The organism is Ruegeria sp. TASC047 (assembly GCF_059612445.1).
In genome coordinates, this window is sequence record NZ_JBXWQP010000019.1 from 180,123 (window position 1) to 196,138 (window position 16,016).

The following is a 16,016-nucleotide window of genomic DNA, read 5'->3' on the forward strand; positions in this document are numbered from 1 at the left end:
AATGGCTGCCCTAACGATCTGGCGGGTGCGCCTGTTCCTGCTTCAACCCGTGCTTTCGTCGTCTTCCTTTTCAATCAGCGTAATTGTTCCGGCGTCTGACAAGGCACGAACCGCCCCAACGATCTGGGTCATGGCATCTTCGGCCTCAGATTGCTTGACCCGCCCGCGTTCCGCGATTTCCTCGCGCAGGTTTTCTGCCATGCGGGAGGAGATATTCGACAGCAGAAACTCGACAGATGCCTTGTCATCGTCCGCGGCGGCACCAGCAAGGGCCGCGACCAGAACAGGCTGATCGACTTCCCTCAATATGGCTGGAACATCACGGGGCGAAATCCGGCCGGAGATATGGGCGAAGGTAAAGATCGAGCGGCGCACCAGATCGGCAAAATCGGCGTCGTCCTCATCCAGCGCGTTCAGCAGGTCGTCGCGCGTGGCGGACGCAGACTGGTTCAGAATTGCACCCACACGCGCGCCCGGACCGTCATTGAAGGCCTGAACAGGCCGCTGATCCAGCTGAGCAGCCAGTGACCAGCCGATCCGCTCAACCGCTTCGGGCGTGACATTTGCTGTTTTCGAGATTGCGTAGGTGATCCGCCGCGCCACCGGACCCGGCATGTGGCCCAGCATCTGCGCCGCCTGTGCCGTATCCATTTTTGAAAGCATCACAGCGGCCACTTCAGTGCTTTCCGCCTGTGCCATGGCCGCAAGGTCCTGGGCCGGAATGTCGCGCAACCTTTGCCAGGGATCACCGATCTGGCGAACTCCGGCAACTTTGCGCAAACGCGCCGCTGTTGCGGGCGTGATCTTTCCGCTGACGGCATCTAAGGCTCCGGCAAGCCCATGTGGAAAGGCCAGACCGACATTGTCCAGGGCTTCGCTGAATTCCTGTGCCACAGCACCCAGAGTCACCCGGTCCACAAGGCCCATTTCCCCCAATTGGTGTGTCAGTTTTTCTTGCAGGTCATCGGGAAGTTCCTCCAACGGAAGATCGGCGCCATCGTTCAACAACAGGCGCACGACGACAGCTGCTTTCTGACGGCTGGTCAAAGATCGGGGAACAAGGCGCGGGCTGTCGCCACCCCCTGCGGAAAATGGGGCCGAAGCCCCTTGAACCGTTTGAATTAATGCGTTGGTGTTCTGCATCTGCCTGTGGAGCCAAAGTTTTCGAACCACAGGCAGATTAGAGAGAGTCGGGTTAAATAACCCTGAACCTCAATAGCTGTATGTCAGGCCCGTTCGGATCGCTTCGCGCAGCGACGCCTCGGCCCATGTGCCTTCGCCGCCTCGGGCCTTTATTTCACGCCATTGTTCGATCGCCAGATCGGTTCGGCCTTCGGACACAAACCCCTGCGCCATGTAGCTGCGCGCCAAAAGATTGTCTGGGTTGGCATTGATCGCGTTTTGATAAAAGACATTTGCCAGTTCCAGCTCGCCCATTTTGCGATAGGTGAAACCCCAATAGGTCAGGACACGATCGTCCTCCTGATCCATGATGCGCAGAATGTCCTGAGCGTGCCCGTATTGCCCGTCATAAGCCAGTTCGCGGACCGCATTATACAGCTGATCATCGGTCAGGTTAGACTTGTCGGGTTTGACGCATTTTCCACGGGTTTCGTCATATACACGGCCGAACAGGCATTTCTTGGTCGTATTCGTGGGTTTCGGCGGGCTGCTGCTGTCACCGCCTGCGGCATGGACAGCTGGCGCGAAGGCAAAGGCTTGCAAGGCAAGGGCAGAAGCTAACAAAAGGCGCATTTCTTTACTCCGTTCTCGGGGCTCTTATTGAAATCATAGTGTGATCTACAAAAAAGCTAACAGTGGAACGGTCGCTTTTATTCACGAACTGGACAAAAATTGTCAGCTGTTGACAGATTTTGCACAGCTTTTTGTTTCAGTATCCCAGGCCGTACCGGGTACGCAGGATTGGGTCTGTTTGGAATGCTCTTCGCAGGCAAGCCCGACCGAGGCCACAAGAACCAGTGCCAATGCGCTTAGGAGTGTTCGGATCATGATGTTTCCCTCGTATGGAAAAAGCACATGCAGGATACCGCATTTCTGTTGATCTGGCAAAAAGCAAGGGGGTGCCCTGCATGTGGCAGAGCACCCCCGGCTAACAGACTGAAAAGATAACCGTTATTCGCCAAACACGCGCGCAAAGATCGTATCGACATGCTTGGTGTGATACCCGAGGTCGAATTTCTCTTCGATCTCCGCAGGGCTGAGTGCGGCAGTTACATCAGCATCCGCCAACAGTTCCTCCTTGAAGTCGGTGCGGTGTTCCCAAACCTTCAAAGCGTTGCGCTGTACCATGGCATAGGCGTCCTCACGGCTGACACCTGCCTGGGTCAGGGCCAGCAGAACGCGCTGGCTCATGACCAGCCCGGGGAACTTGTTCATGTTTTCCAGCATGTTTTCCGGGAAGATCAGCATTTTGTCGACCACACCTGTCAGGCGGGCCAAGGCAAAATCCAGCGTGATTGTGGCATCCGGACCGATCATGCGCTCGACAGATGAATGCGAGATGTCGCGTTCGTGCCAGAGCGCAACATTCTCCATCGCCGGTATTACGGCCGCGCGGACCATGCGTGCCAGACCGGTCAGGTTCTCAGTCAGCACCGGGTTTTTCTTGTGCGGCATCGCCGAGGAGCCTTTCTGGCCCATCGAGAAGAACTCAGCCCCCTCCAGTACCTCGGTCCGCTGCATGTGGCGGATTTCGATGGCGATGTTCTCGATGCTGCTGGCGATGACGCCCAGCGTTGCAAAAAAGGCCGCGTGGCGGTCACGCGGAATGACCTGCGTGCTGATCGGCTCAGGCACCAGACCCAGCTTGTCACAGACATGTTCCTCGACTTGCGGGTCGATATTGGCAAAGGTACCAACCGCGCCGCTGATCGCTCCGGTGGCGATTTCCGCACGTGCATCGCGCATCCGGGACAGGTTGCGGTCCATCTCGGCGTAGAAGCGGGCAAAGGTCAGACCCATGGTTGTCGGTTCGGCGTGGATGCCGTGGCTACGTCCGATACGAACCGTGTTCTTATGTTCCATCGCGCGGCGCTTGAGCGCGGCCAGAAGCCCTTCAAGGTCGCCAATCAGGATGTCGGCGGCGCGGGTCAGCTGTACGTTGAAACAGGTGTCCAGCACGTCCGAGCTGGTCATGCCCTGATGCACAAAACGCGCCTCTTCACTGCCGACATGCTCTGCAAGATGGGTCAGGAAGGCGATGACGTCATGCTTGGTGACGGCCTCGATCTCGTCGATGCGGGCGACATCGAATTCCACATCCTTGGCTTTCCAGACAGCTTCGGCATTTTCACGCGGGATCACGCCCAGATCCGCCATGGCATCGCACGCGTGCGCCTCGATCTCGTACCAGATGCGGAACTTGGTCTCGGGCGACCAGATGGCGACCATGTCGGGGCGGGAATAACGGGGAATCATAGGCGACGGCACCTTTTTTGCAGATTGGATGAGGCGTTGGCGCGGGGTTTAGCCGCGTGCGGGGTAGGGAACAAGATGCGAGAGCGTATATGAGACGGTTTGCCCTGATTATTGCCGTTTGTTTGGGCTTTTCAGCAGCAGACGGGTTCGGAAAACTGTCCTGCAAAGGATATGACAAGGCAGTGACGGGCAGGGTGTCGCAACAAGGCAAGTTTTGGGCCTGCAACTAGGTCTCACCGGATCATGCCGCCAGTTGGGGTGGATGCCCGTCTTGCCCTTGCTGCCAAGCGATGCTGGACAAACAGCGCTGCGACAGTTCAATCTGATCGGAAGGAAATAATCAGGTTATTGAGATATGCGTTTTTTATCATGTTATATACTTGCCCTCTGTGGTGCGTTTTGGGTCGGCGCAGCTGCACCAGCACTGGCTGACACACCCGTGATATACACCGATGAAGGCCAAGCGCTCTTTCGGTTTGACGTACCAGACTTCTGGGTCCTTCGTACCGGCGGCCCGCGCGAGATTGAGGATACCGAACTGGGCGACGCCCGTGCGGTCGCGCGGGTTATGGGGTTCCGACCGGTGACAGACGACGCGGTGTGGATGGGTTTCGTATCACCTGCGGGTGTTGGAACAATTCAGGGCGGCGTCCGGTACTTGCAGGATATCGACAAGTTACTGGTCAAAGACCCTACGACGACCAGCACCAGCGATACCCGTATCGGCGGATTGCCAGCCCGCGTGTTTCGGGGCACCGGGCACCGGGACGGCAAGGGAGTAAGCTTTACCGCCACCGTCATTGACCTTCCGCAAGGCCGGGTTGCCATCGCAGTTGCTATTCTGCGGGACGGGGCAGACCCGAGTTATGCAGATGATCTGAACGCCGTATTCGCGTCGTTCCGGGCGCTTCAGTGAGGGAGGGAGCGATGAGCGTTAGACTGATCAATCGGATGTCCCTTACGCTAGGGTTTGGGATCGCGACTTTGACGCTGTCGGCCTGTGACGGTGTTACGGTTGGGGTCGGGTACGGGTATGACCCGTTTTACGACTCGATGCTGTGGAACGACTACTACCATGACGTTAATGTGGATATTGACGTTGATCGTCCCAACCGACCTGATCGACCAGTGCGTCCCGAGCGTCCGAAACCGCCTGTGGCCAAACCTCCCGCGCGCCCGCGCCCACCTGTCGCGCGTCCGCCGGTTGCCCGCCCGCCCATTCATCGACCGGGCCCGCGGCGCTAAGGAACAAAAGGCCGCCTGTCAGGCGGCCTTTCTTATGAAAGAAGCTCGGTCGTTATGTGGGCCGAGCCTTCAAGCGTCCGGTGAACCGGGCACTTGTCCGCAATCTCAAGCAAACGTTGCCTTTGCTCCTGATTCAACGGGCCGCTCAGGCGGATTTTCCGGCGAAACTGGTCCACCTTGCCATCATTCACCAATCCGGCATCCTGTGCGTGAACCTTGTCATGACACACATCGACGCTGACATTTGTCAGGGGCCAGCCTTTGCGCCGGGCGTACATGCGTATTGTCATCGATGTGCAGGCCCCCAAACCGGCCGAGACAAAGCCATAAGGCGACATGCCCTTGTCCGTACCGCCATAAGATGCGGGCTCATCCGCGACCAGATGGTGGTTTGGACCCGCCTGAATATCCTGCATGAACCCGCCCGGATCTGCTTCGGTTATGCGCACAACGCCCTCTGGCGCACCCGGTGGCGGAGCGGGTGGGCACAGTTTCACATAGCGTGAAACCCAAGCGGCAATAACATCCGCTGCATATTCGGCGTCAGAGGCGCGCGTGATCAGATGGTCGGCGTCGTCGAGAGTTACAAAGCTTTTGGGGTGTTTCGCGGCCAGAAAGATCGCGCTCGCATTGTCGATGCTGACCGTTTCGTCGCGTGGGGCATGAAGGATCAACAGAGCAGCTTTGAGGTCGGCGATTGCAGATGACAGGGCCGATTTGGCAATGTCGTCCACAAAAGCTTTACCAATGCGGAAGGGGCGACCACCCAAAGAGACCTCGGCACTGCCATCCTCTGCGATCTGAGGCAGCGCCGCCTCAAAGTGATGCGACACATGGGCGGGGTCCGCCGGTGCACCCAATGTCACGACGGCTTTTACAGTCGGAATACCAGCCCGCGCCCGCAACACCGCCGCGCCCCCAAGCGAGTGGCCGATCAGCAGGGCAGGTGCCATTTTTCGACCAGCCAGATATTGCGCGGCTGAAATCAGATCCTCGACATTCGAAGTGAAGGTCGTATTGGCAAACTCGCCTTCGGAATGGCCCAGTCCGGTGAAATCGAACCGCAGCACCGCAATGCCCATGGCAGCCAGTCGGGCAGAAATGCGCCGGGCGGCCGGGATATCCTTGGAGCAGGTAAAGCAGTGGGCGAACATGGCCGTTGCCAGCACCGGTCCGTCCGGCAAATCCAGTCGCGCCGCCAATTGGCTGCCGTCATGTCCGGCAAAAGTGATGCGTTCCGTGGGCATGTCGGCTCCTTGAATGGTACGGGGGAACACGCCCAATACTGTGTATTTGCCCCTTGGGTCACAACCCTTAAGTCACACGCGTAACGGGAAGGTGAGAACGAATGGGTGTTTCACAGGCTGCGCAAGATCCCTGCCGTTTTCGTGTTGCACGACGGCGGAGCTCTTACCTTCTTTTATTATCAAGAAATTTGATGGTGATGCAAACAAACATTCGTTTCACTTATGTTCTTCCACATCCCATTTGTGGTTCCTGAAAGCTGAAACAGGAGACACAGATGTCACATGCAGATATTGCACCCCGGATACCCGACCTGCGTTCACGTATGATCCTGGCTATTGTTCTGGCCGGCGTTGCCGGGTTCGCGATTGGCCAATCCTGGCCCGCGCCCCAAGGTGGTTCGCAGGTTCAGATCAGCCCTGCCACGGAAGATTGGCATGGAAATGTCCGCCGGTCCCATTGGTCAAATTGAGGGCCCGGCCTTATTCGATCCCCATCAATTGGGGGTCAAAGGGGTATCTGGACAGGTTCTCATACCCGGTTTCTGTGATAAGAACCTGATCCTCAAGCTTGATGCTGAAATCGCCACCGACTTCGCCGACGCAGGCTTCGACGCACAGCACCATACCGGGCTCTAGTGGGTAATCGTAGGCGCCTTCGACGGCTTTGTCCGGATACGCAACCAGCGGCCATTCATCACACAATCCCACTCCGTGCATCAGGCAGCCATATTTCTGCGCCTGAAACTTGTCGTCAAGCCTGTGCGACATGGTGGTAAGTTCCGGGATCATCACACCGGGCTTCAGCATCTGCATGTTGGTCATGATGTGTTCATGCGCGTGCTGCATGGCATAGATCATGTCAGGGCGGGGCTTTTGGTCACCGATCCACCATGTGCGCGAGATATCGATGCATATCCCGTATGACCCGATCAGGTCGGTGTCGAAGGCGATGATTTCGTTTTGCTGCGTGATGCGCGGGCCGCATTCCTGGAACCACGGGTTCGTGCGTTGGCCTGACGCCAGCAGGCGGGTTTCGATCCATTCGCCACCGCGACGGATGTTTTCCGCGTGCAGAACAGCCCAGATATCATCCTCGGTTGTCTTGCCATTGCCGACATTCGCGCGTGCAAAGCTCTCCATCTCCGCCACAGCGGTTTCGCAGGCGTGATTGGCACAGCGCATGGCCAGAATCTCATCTGGTCCCTTCACGGCACGGGTCTTTTCGGTCAGCTCTTCGCCTTCCATGACCTCAAAGCCCTGCGCCTCAAGCGCGCGCAGACCGTGCAGCATGATCTTGTCGACAGCCAAACGTTTGTTGCCGCCGCCATGCGCATCGATCAGTACGCGCACCTCGTTCGAGAAAACATCTGCCGCAATATCCACCTTGTCGCCACGGTCGAAGTAAAACAGGTCCGCCCCTGAACGCTGTTCGCGCACCAGCGGATTGAACGTGCTGAGGAAAGGCGAGTTCTTGTAGTCCCAGATCACCATATAGCCATCTGCACATAACAGCACCGCGCGAAACGGGTTATGCGTGTTCCACAACTGCATGTTCGTGCTGTCGGTCGCATAGCGGATGTTCAGCGGGTCAAAAACCAGCAAACCTCCGTATCCACGATCAACGATGGCCTGCGTCAGACGCTTCCAGCGGTGTTCCCGCATCCGGGCAAGATTGGGCAGTTCCAGACCTGCCGCAACCCATTCGTCAAAAGCCAGCTGTGTCGGTCCGATCTCGATCCGATCATTTTCGTTTGGCGTGCCATCACCCAGCGTAGCGCCTCGGCTGGGGTCAATCTTGCGCGTGTCTCGGTAATGCTTGTTCATGACGGACCTCGTTGCTTGTTCAGTCAAACCTAAGGTGCCCATGTGGATCGTCTTGGAAAAATGCGACGGCGATCCTGTCGTTTTCGACCGACAAATATTTCGACCCATGCTAAGCCACTGGTATGAATAAAATTCTGCAAGATAAAATACCGTATGATGTCGGCGACCTACGTGCTTTGCCGGGTATCCAGCCTGCAACGATGGAAAACTGGTTGCATCGGGACGAGGCTTTTGCCGGTCAGATGCAACGCCGGCAGAAGCTGCTGACGGAACGCCGCGAAGACGTTCTGGCGCTTGATCCGCAGGCTGAACCCGCCGCTCGGGAACTGCTCGACCTTGTGCTGTCGCAGGTCTATCCCAATGCGGATGAAGAAGTCGTCAGACCCGACGGAGTAAGTGTCGCAGTCGACCGGGCGCAGCCGCTTGATACATTGTGCAGGCTGGTTCAGGAGGATTTTTGCATCCTGCAAAAGCGCGGAACTGTACATGTATTGACCGGCGCAATCCTGTGTTTCCCGGCCAGCTGGCTTTTGTCGGAAAAATTCATGCGACCACTGATCGACATCCATGTGCCTGTCGCAAGTTACGACGAAAATATCGCCAAGCGGGTGCAGCGCCTGTTCGACGGGATACAGCCCGGTCGTCCGCTCTGGCGTTTTAACGCGCTTTGGTATGAAGACCCCGAACTGTTTCAGCCCCGAAGCTCCAGTGACAGGCGGGGCGACACAGATCGACGTAAAACGTCCTACTTGCGAAGCGAGCGGCAAACTCTGCTGCGCTTGCCGAAAACGGATGCGGTCGTCTTTTCAATCCACACTTATGTTTTGGCCGCGAACGCGGTTCCCAAAATGGAAAACCCCGCCTGAAGGCGGGGCATCCAAGGAGGGTCTTCTGTAATTCTCTTACTGGCCCAAAGCGGCCGCAACATCGGCAAACGCATTCGTTGCGTTCAGGGCAACTATCGCGAAGGTAAAGACAAGCACCTGTGTGTTGAGGCGAAAATCTTCACCCCGGATCAGATTGACGGCAGCCATTGACAGGGCAATCGGGGTCGAAACGCCAGCCAGTACACCCGTCATGCACCAACTGCTGAGACGCAAAACGTCACTTGGCTTCGCGACACCATCTTCGTCATCGAACGTTTCCTGACCTGGCATGTTTGTATCTTCACTGCGAAACGCGATGCTGAGCAATTGTTCATCTGTCAGCTGGATCGGGCGGGACGTCGAAGCATGAAGAACACTTATGGTGTCATCGTTCTCGGGCACATTCATTGCCGAGAACTGCCCGGTCAGCGACTGGAAAATTTGTTTTCTGTCGCGTGTTCGGCTGGGGGCCAGAGTGTCAAAGGCGCTCATGAACTGCTCGACCGTCAGAACCGTGTGTGGCGACAGCCATTCAACGCGCCGGGTCGAACAAATATCGACCATGCGATACAGAATGACGACCATCATCAGTTCCGAAATCTCGGAGTCATCCAGCAGGGGGGAAACCGGCGTGATCGAAAGAACCAACCTGTTTTGCGGATTTGCGGCGCGGGGTTTTGTTATCGTTTTTAGCCCCGCGGCGCGATCCATACGCTCGTACCGGTCTTCCTGCTCGGGGGTGCCTGTATCCAAGGTCAGTCGCACAAGGTACTGACTTGAAACAATGCTTGCTTCGGAATTGCTCAGCAACGCCTTGCGTTCGACCAGATGGCCGTAATCTTCCAGCGTCGTGGCAACGATTGTGCCAAAACGCTCGATCGCGCCATTTGCGTCGCCATTGAATTGCAGGCCGCCATGGTAGCTGTGCTTCCGAACCACTGCACTGTCCTTTTTTGCGTACTGTTCAGCAAACACTGTAACAACCATTCGTGAGGAGAATTTGGCGGAAAATGCAAAAAAGGTGATTTTACCCCGGCATTGGTTACGCATTGGAAACCAAGAAACTAAAGGCTTTTGTTTGTCACTGTGGCGGAAATGTGGCGAAAGAGGGTGCGGAGTGTGTTTTTGGTGCGACCGGGCTATTGGTCGATTCGCGCGGCCATGATTGCTATGGATTGCTGATAAACAGAGGCCGCGTTCCACTGTTTCAGCACTTGAAAATTCCGCTCCCCTGGCTGATAGCCACGCCCTGGCTTCCACCCTTTCTTGCGAAGAAAATTGGCGGTCGAGGCAAGCGCGTCGGTCATGTCATAGAAGTCCACCCGACGGTCGCCGGTGGCATCGACGCCATAGGTCAGGGCGTTGCCCGGCAGGAACTGAGTGTGACCCAACTCGCCATGTTTTGCCCCTTTTGTCGCCACGGTAATGCTTCCTGCATCGACCAGTTTCAGTGCCCCGATTGCGTGCGGAACAAAGAACTCGGACCGGCGACAATCATAGGCCAGTGTCGTGATTGCGGAAACAACCTGACTGTCTCCCATAAAATTGCCAAAGCCGGTTTCCATGCCGTGAATGGCGATCAGAACGCCCGCCGGAACACCGTATTGCCGTTCAAGAGCAGTATAGAAATCGGGATTTGCCGCCTTGCGTTTGCGCCCCTGCGCGACGATTGCATCAGCGCCTCTGACACGCATGAATTTGTCCAGCGTGTATTTGAAGCTTTTCTGATTGCGATCCGCCGCAATTGTGCCCGTGGCGTATTGCGCCTGGGCAAGCGCCTGAAGGCCCTTCTTTTTCACACCAGCCTTGCGGGCCTGCTGGGCGAAATCGGCCTTCCAGGCCTCGAACCCCGCGCTGGTATTCCCACAAGGCGCGGCCAGAAGGGGCGAAGACACAAGCAGGGCGATTAACAGGTAAAGACGAAACATAATTATAATCCGATGGTGTTTAAATCTGTGGCCAGCCTACCTTGAGCTTTGAATTGGGCAAAGCAGTTCGTTGGAGTAGCACCAACCGTTCCTGCAAATGCCTGTTGATTGATCTGCGGAGCGCCGTTGAAGGGTTTCAGCATCGGGCACATAGCAAGGGCGAAGGTAAAAAGTGTGTATTCTGCGCCGTGGCACCCGAAAAGGCTGAACAGCGACAGACCGGCGCAAATGAAACAGGGGCGCCCGTTTGAGCGCCCCTGCAAATCCATGCCGTGGTTGCTTAGCAGCTGTAATACATGCCGTATTCAACCGGGTGTGGTGTGTGCTCGTAGGTTTCGACCTCTTCCATCTTCAGGGCGATGTAGCCGTCGATCTGGTCTTTGGTGAACACGTCACCTTGCAGCAGGAAGTCGTGATCCGATGCCAGCGCTTCCAGAGCTTCACGCAAGCTGCCGCAGACAGTCGGGATACCGGCCAGTTCCTCGGCAGGCAGATCGTACAGGTTCTTGTCCATGGCTTCGCCCGGGTCGATCTTGTTTTTGATGCCGTCAAGGCCAGCCATCAACAGAGCGGCAAACGCCAGGTAGGGGTTTGCAGCCGGGTCGGGGAAACGAGCCTCGACACGTTTTGCTTTAGGGCTTTCGGTCCATGGAATACGGACACAACCCGAACGGTTACGGGCCGAGTAGGCGCGCAGAACGGGGGCTTCGAAACCGGGGATCAAACGCTTGTAGCTGTTGGTAGCCGGATTGGTGAAGGCGTTCAGGGTCTTGGCGTGCTTCAGGATGCCGCCGATGAAGTACAGCGCTTCGTCCGAAAGATCAGCGTATTTGTCGCCCGCGAACAGTGGCTTGCCGTCTTTCCAGATCGACATGTTCACGTGCATACCGGTGCCGTTGTCACCTGCGATAGGCTTCGGCATGAAGGTTGCCGATTTGCCGTACGCGTGAGCCACGTTGTGGATGACATATTTGTACTTTTGCAGCTCATCCGCCTGCTTGGTCAGGCTGTCGAAGATCAGGCCCAGCTCGTGCTGGCAAGACGCAACTTCGTGGTGGTGCTTGTCGACCTTCATGCCCAGACGCTTCATGGTCGACAGCATTTCCGACCGCAGGTCCTGCGCTTCGTCGATCGGGTTCACCGGGAAGTAGCCACCCTTGACGCCCGGACGGTGGCCCGTATTGCCCATTTCGTATTCGGTGTCGGTGTTCCATGATGCGTCAGTTGCATCAACTTCGTAGGATACCTTGTTGATTGTGTTCGAATAACGGACATCATCAAACAGGAAAAACTCGGCTTCGGGACCCATATACGCGACGTCACCGATTCCTGATGCCTTCAGGTATGCTTCGGCTTTCTGCGCTGTGCCGCGCGGGTCACGCTCATAGGCTTCGCCTGTATCGGGTTCGACAACCGAGCAGTGCACGCAAATGGTTTTCTCTGCGTAGAACGGATCAACATATGCACTTTCGGTATCGATCATCAGCTTCATGTCCGAAGCTTCGATCGACTTCCATCCTGCGATGGACGAACCATCAAACATGAAGCCTTCGTCCAGGAAGTCTTCGTCGACCTGATCGGCCATCAGGGTCACGTGCTGCAGTTTGCCGCGGGGGTCGGTGAAACGGACGTCGACATATTCGGCGCCCTCTTCCTTGATCAGCTGAAGAACTGCGTCCTTGCTCATTCTCTTGATTCCTCTGACTTGAAGATTGGTATGTTAGAGCGCGTCCGAGCCGGTCTCGCCGGTACGGATGCGAATGGCTTGTTCAACCGGAGAGACAAAGATCTTTCCGTCGCCGATCTTGTCGGTTTTGGCAGCCGACACGATGGCTTCGATGGCGGCATCAACCTGGTCATCGTCCAATACGACCTCGACCTTCACCTTGGGCAAAAAGTCGACAACATATTCCGCGCCACGATACAGCTCGGTATGGCCTTTCTGACGGCCGAAGCCTTTGACTTCGACGACGCTGAGACCCTGAACACCTACGTCCTGCAACGCCTCTTTCACTTCGTCCAGTTTGAACGGCTTGATGATCGCTTCGATCTTTTTCATTCCGGCTCACCTTGAATGGTTGTCTCAGGCGCAGTGATCACGTCTAAGATCGGGCGGCAACGTGATTGCGGTATCGGTCGGGTCGGTATCCTTTGAAATCAGGCTCTGTGCTAAATTTTAGGCGGTTTGCACAAAAAGTAATCGAAATTGAATCGTGCGAAGGTGTGATATGACGGAATTGCTGACAGCAGCGCAGATGAGAGCCATCGAGCACGCGGCCATCAGGTCCGGTGAGGTTACGGGTTTGGAGCTGATGGAGCGGGCAGGGCAATGTGTTGTCGAGGCGATCTTCGAGGAATGGCCGGATCTGGACAGGCGAGGGGCCAGCCCCTCGCGCTCCCCGGATTTTTTGGAAAAAGATGAAGAGGATCCGCTGCGTGCAGTCGTATTGTGCGGGCCCGGAAACAACGGCGGTGACGGGTTTGTCGTGGCGCGGCTTTTGCGGGAACTGGGCTGGAAGGTTGAGGTATTCCTGTATGGTGATCCCGAAAAGTTGCCGCCGGATGCCCGGGTGAATTATGAGCGATGGGGTGGTTCGGCAAAGGATGTATCTGAGATCGCACGGGGCAGAATCTTGTATCCGGATATTCTCATCGACGCATTGTTTGGGACCGGTCTAACACGATCGATTGAAGATGTGAGGCTATGGGAAATTCTCTGGGCATATGATGACGCTGAGACGGCATGGGAGTTGCGGCGTCAGGATGCGAGTACGCACATAGTTCCTCCACGCACGGTCGCGATAGACGTTCCTTCAGGTCTTTGCGCAGACTCAGGCAAAGTCGTGGGAGAACTTTTCCCTCAGCATGGACGTCGCTGTGCACGATCAGCACTTACGGTTGCGTTTCATTCGAGAAAGCTTGGCCACGTGCTGAGTGAGGGACCGTATTTTTGCGGACATGTTGTCACGAAAGATATCGGGTTGAGGCAGGATGCGGGGGGCGACGAGATTTCGAAGGCTGTGGATAATCTGCCTGGGGTTTGCCTCGGTAAGAGTATGAATGAGCACAAATACACCCATGGGCATGTCCTGATTCTTTCCGGTGGGCCCGGCAAGACCGGTGCGGCGCGCCTGGCCGCGCGGGGGGCGTTGCGGATTGGGACAGGGTTGGTGACGCTGGGGGTGCCATCCTTGGCTTTGGCAGAGGTGGCGAGCCGGATCACCGCCCTCATGCTACAGTGCGTTGATGGTTCTCAAATGCTGTCAGACGTGTTGCAGGACGTGCGGATGAACGCCCTTTGTCTGGGCCCCGGTTTGGGGTTGGAGCGCGCGCGGGACCTGGTGCCGGTCGCCCTGATTGCGAAACGTGCGACGGTTCTGGATGCGGATGCGCTGACGGCTTTTGCGGGCGATCCAGGAAACTTGTTTGAAATGCTGCATGACCGCTGCGTTCTGACCCCGCATAGCGGTGAGTTTGCGCGGCTGTTCCCCGATCTGGCTGAAAAGCTGAGCGAAACGCCGGTCAGAGGCCCCGCCTATTCCAAGGTGGACGCAACGCGAGAGGCGGCGGCGCGCGCGGGATGCATCGTGTTGTTCAAAGGGCCGGATACTGTCATAGCGGCGCCGGACGGGCGATGTTCGATCAATGCCGCATGCTATAGTCGCGCGGCCCCTTGGCTTGCAACCGCCGGGTCAGGCGATGTGTTGGCCGGTTACATCGCCGGGCTACTGGCGCGGGGCTTCGATCCGATGGCGGCGGCTGAGACATCAGCGTGGCTGCACGTGGAATGCGCGCGTCGTTTCGGGCCGGGATTGATTGCTGAGGATCTGCCTGAGCAGTTGCCCGATGTTTTCAAACAGCTGAATATCTAGTTGTTTTGGGCAGAAAGCAGCTCAGGTTCTGTCAGAATGGCATGTTTTCGCTGTCAAGATGTGCGCAGATGCATACCGCATATTTGTCAGGTGCATAGGCAGGCATCACTAATCGTTTGCAAGCTGCCAGCACGAGTCGGGGTTATATCTTGTAAGTTAATGAAAAATAATGTAAAATGGCAAAATTCTTCGTGTGCTCTGTTGCTAAAATACAATTCTTGCGTAAGACAAGGCGCAGACCACTGGAACGCTCGGATTCAGTAAACAAATGGGCAGTATCTGAACCCCGAACCAACTATGGTGAGTGAAATGACCCCAAATATCAAAAAGTTATCGGTTGCCGCCTTTCTGACTGCCACGGTCGCTGTTCCGGCAGCCGCAGAGCTGAAATACGAAAATAACAGCGGCGGCTATGTGCTGCTTTACGGGCAGTTAAACCCGGCCTTGATTTCGGTTGATGACGGCCAAGATACCGAGACCCGAGTCCTCGACAACGATCTGTCGAACAGCCGGGTTGGCCTGCGTCTGATGCAGCCATTTGGCCAGAACGAGTTTACCTTCCGCTTGGAATCGGCGTTGGGCTTGCCGAACTCGACTGAATGGAACCAGAACGGTACAAACTTTAGCGGCTGGACCCGCGACGATATCCGGTTTGTGGATTTTGCCTTGAAGGGCAGCTACGGCAAGTTCTCGGCAGGTCAGGGCAGCATGGCGGCAGATGGTGCTGCAGAAGTGGACCTGTCCTATGTCGGCACCGCGCTGTATTCGTTCACAAACGATGAGAACTCTGGCTTTTTCTATCGCGGCACAAACGGTGTGCTGAGTGGTATTACGGTTGGTGACAGTTCCAGCAACTTTGATGGCTCACGTCGTGGGCGCGTCCGGTATGACACTCCAACGGTTAACGGATTCTCGGCCGCTTTTGCATATGGTCAGAACATTCTGTCCAGCAGTGACGATGATGACTACTACGATGTCGGCGTGTTCTATGAAAACACCTTTGCAGGCGGTGTAGAGTTTGCGGCAGCTGTCGCGTATTCGGTGCGGGAGCGGGATGACAATTCAGGGGATCGCAAGGATACACTCGGTTCGGCCTCGGTGCTGTTGCCCAGCGGTCTGGGGTTCACGATTGCCGGCGGCACGCGTGACGATGACCGGGCTGGCCAGACGGACCCGAATTACTGGTACGGCAAGGTCTCGTACGAGGGGAACTGGGTATCCTGGGGTAAGACAGGTGTCGGCATCGACTATTATGACGGCGCGGATTTCGAGACCAACGGGTCCGACACCAAGGCATGGGGTATCGCTGTCGTGCAGAAGGTCGAAGCGATCAATACCGATGTTTACCTGAAGTATCGCAACCACGATTTCGATGACGGAACGTCGTTCGAAAACAACGAAGCCTGGGTACTGGGCGCGCGCTGGAAGTTTTAATTGCCTTCCAGCGAGCCAACACGAACGCCCCGGTTTTCGGGGCGTTCTTTTTTGCCAAAACTAGGTTGATTCAGCCTTTGCCCCTTGCACGTTGGCGGCAGGGCAAATAGAAGGCGTCAAATTTGCCCGGCGCGCCCGTTTTGCGCGCCCCGAATCCTATGG

The 16,016-nt window shown here is 56.5% G+C and carries 16 protein-coding genes; 6 read left to right on the forward strand and 10 right to left on the reverse strand.

Annotated features, from left to right (window positions below):
* Positions 1–42 precede the first annotated feature (42 nt).
* The 4 genes from AC2FLO_RS03390 to purB all read right to left on the reverse strand — a co-directional run bounded on the left by AC2FLO_RS03390 (position 43) and on the right by purB (position 3,438).
* The gene (locus AC2FLO_RS03390) at positions 43–1,143 is read right to left on the reverse strand and encodes a flagellar motor switch protein FliG (RefSeq protein WP_496751335.1); all 1,101 of its coding nucleotides are present in this window, start codon (positions 1,141–1,143) and stop codon (positions 43–45) included.
* A gap of 69 nt (positions 1,144–1,212) precedes the next feature.
* On the reverse strand, positions 1,213–1,755 hold the full coding sequence (locus AC2FLO_RS03395) for a tetratricopeptide repeat protein (protein WP_480584906.1): 543 nt from the start codon (positions 1,753–1,755) through the stop codon (positions 1,213–1,215).
* A gap of 102 nt (positions 1,756–1,857) precedes the next feature.
* Positions 1,858–2,010, reverse strand: coding sequence for a hypothetical protein (locus AC2FLO_RS03400; protein WP_496751336.1), 153 nt, complete (start codon positions 2,008–2,010; stop codon positions 1,858–1,860).
* Between the two features lie 123 nt (positions 2,011–2,133).
* On the reverse strand, positions 2,134–3,438 hold the full coding sequence (gene purB / locus AC2FLO_RS03405; RefSeq protein ID WP_480584903.1) for an adenylosuccinate lyase: 1,305 nt from the start codon (positions 3,436–3,438) through the stop codon (positions 2,134–2,136).
* Between the two features lie 355 nt (positions 3,439–3,793).
* Here purB and AC2FLO_RS03410 point away from each other — a divergent pair, with 355 nt between their 5' ends.
* Both AC2FLO_RS03410 and AC2FLO_RS03415 read left to right on the forward strand, forming a co-directional pair.
* A complete protein-coding gene (locus AC2FLO_RS03410; RefSeq protein ID WP_496804147.1) occupies positions 3,794–4,354 on the forward strand; it encodes a hypothetical protein in 561 nt (186 codons plus the stop codon).
* 11 nt (positions 4,355–4,365) lie between these two features.
* Positions 4,366–4,683: a hypothetical protein gene (locus tag AC2FLO_RS03415; protein ID WP_496751338.1), complete on the forward strand. Its 318-nt coding sequence runs from the start codon at positions 4,366–4,368 to the stop codon at positions 4,681–4,683.
* A 32-nt stretch (positions 4,684–4,715) separates the two neighbouring features.
* Here the strand turns inward: AC2FLO_RS03415 and AC2FLO_RS03420 are convergent, their stop codons facing one another.
* Positions 4,716–5,930 (reverse strand): bifunctional alpha/beta hydrolase/OsmC family protein, encoded by a 1,215-nt coding sequence (locus AC2FLO_RS03420; RefSeq protein WP_480584894.1) that lies wholly within the window; start codon positions 5,928–5,930, stop codon positions 4,716–4,718.
* Between the two features lie 275 nt (positions 5,931–6,205).
* On the opposite strand from AC2FLO_RS03420, the gene AC2FLO_RS03425 reads away from it, so the two are divergent.
* Positions 6,206–6,400 (forward strand): hypothetical protein, encoded by a 195-nt coding sequence (locus AC2FLO_RS03425; protein ID WP_480584891.1) that lies wholly within the window; start codon positions 6,206–6,208, stop codon positions 6,398–6,400.
* A gap of 10 nt (positions 6,401–6,410) precedes the next feature.
* Here the strand turns inward: AC2FLO_RS03425 and dddP are convergent, their stop codons facing one another.
* On the reverse strand, positions 6,411–7,754 hold the full coding sequence (gene dddP, locus AC2FLO_RS03430) for a dimethylsulfonioproprionate lyase DddP (RefSeq protein ID WP_496751339.1): 1,344 nt from the start codon (positions 7,752–7,754) through the stop codon (positions 6,411–6,413).
* 122 nt (positions 7,755–7,876) lie between these two features.
* Between dddP and AC2FLO_RS03435 the strand changes: the two genes are divergently transcribed.
* On the forward strand, positions 7,877–8,620 hold the full coding sequence (locus tag AC2FLO_RS03435) for a heme-dependent oxidative N-demethylase family protein (RefSeq protein ID WP_496751340.1): 744 nt from the start codon (positions 7,877–7,879) through the stop codon (positions 8,618–8,620).
* A gap of 36 nt (positions 8,621–8,656) precedes the next feature.
* On the opposite strand, the gene AC2FLO_RS03440 is transcribed toward AC2FLO_RS03435, so the two are convergent.
* The 4 genes from AC2FLO_RS03440 to AC2FLO_RS03455 form a co-directional block, all read right to left on the reverse strand.
* Entirely contained in the window at positions 8,657–9,559 is a 903-nt protein-coding gene (locus AC2FLO_RS03440) for a hypothetical protein (RefSeq protein ID WP_496804148.1), read from the reverse strand.
* A 200-nt stretch (positions 9,560–9,759) separates the two neighbouring features.
* Positions 9,760–10,548, reverse strand: coding sequence for a lytic murein transglycosylase (locus AC2FLO_RS03445; RefSeq protein WP_496751342.1), 789 nt, complete (start codon positions 10,546–10,548; stop codon positions 9,760–9,762).
* 280 nt (positions 10,549–10,828) lie between these two features.
* Positions 10,829–12,235: a type I glutamate--ammonia ligase gene (glnA, locus tag AC2FLO_RS03450; RefSeq protein WP_267366350.1), complete on the reverse strand. Its 1,407-nt coding sequence runs from the start codon at positions 12,233–12,235 to the stop codon at positions 10,829–10,831.
* Between the two features lie 33 nt (positions 12,236–12,268).
* A complete protein-coding gene (locus tag AC2FLO_RS03455) occupies positions 12,269–12,607 on the reverse strand; it encodes a P-II family nitrogen regulator (protein WP_209503542.1) in 339 nt (112 codons plus the stop codon).
* A 169-nt stretch (positions 12,608–12,776) separates the two neighbouring features.
* On the opposite strand from AC2FLO_RS03455, the gene AC2FLO_RS03460 reads away from it, so the two are divergent.
* Complete coding sequence (locus AC2FLO_RS03460) at positions 12,777–14,420, forward strand: NAD(P)H-hydrate dehydratase (RefSeq protein WP_496751343.1); 1,644 nt, start codon at positions 12,777–12,779, stop codon at positions 14,418–14,420.
* A gap of 309 nt (positions 14,421–14,729) precedes the next feature.
* Positions 14,730–15,854, forward strand: coding sequence for a porin (locus AC2FLO_RS03465; RefSeq protein ID WP_496751344.1), 1,125 nt, complete (start codon positions 14,730–14,732; stop codon positions 15,852–15,854).
* Positions 15,855–16,016: the final 162 nt, after the last annotated feature.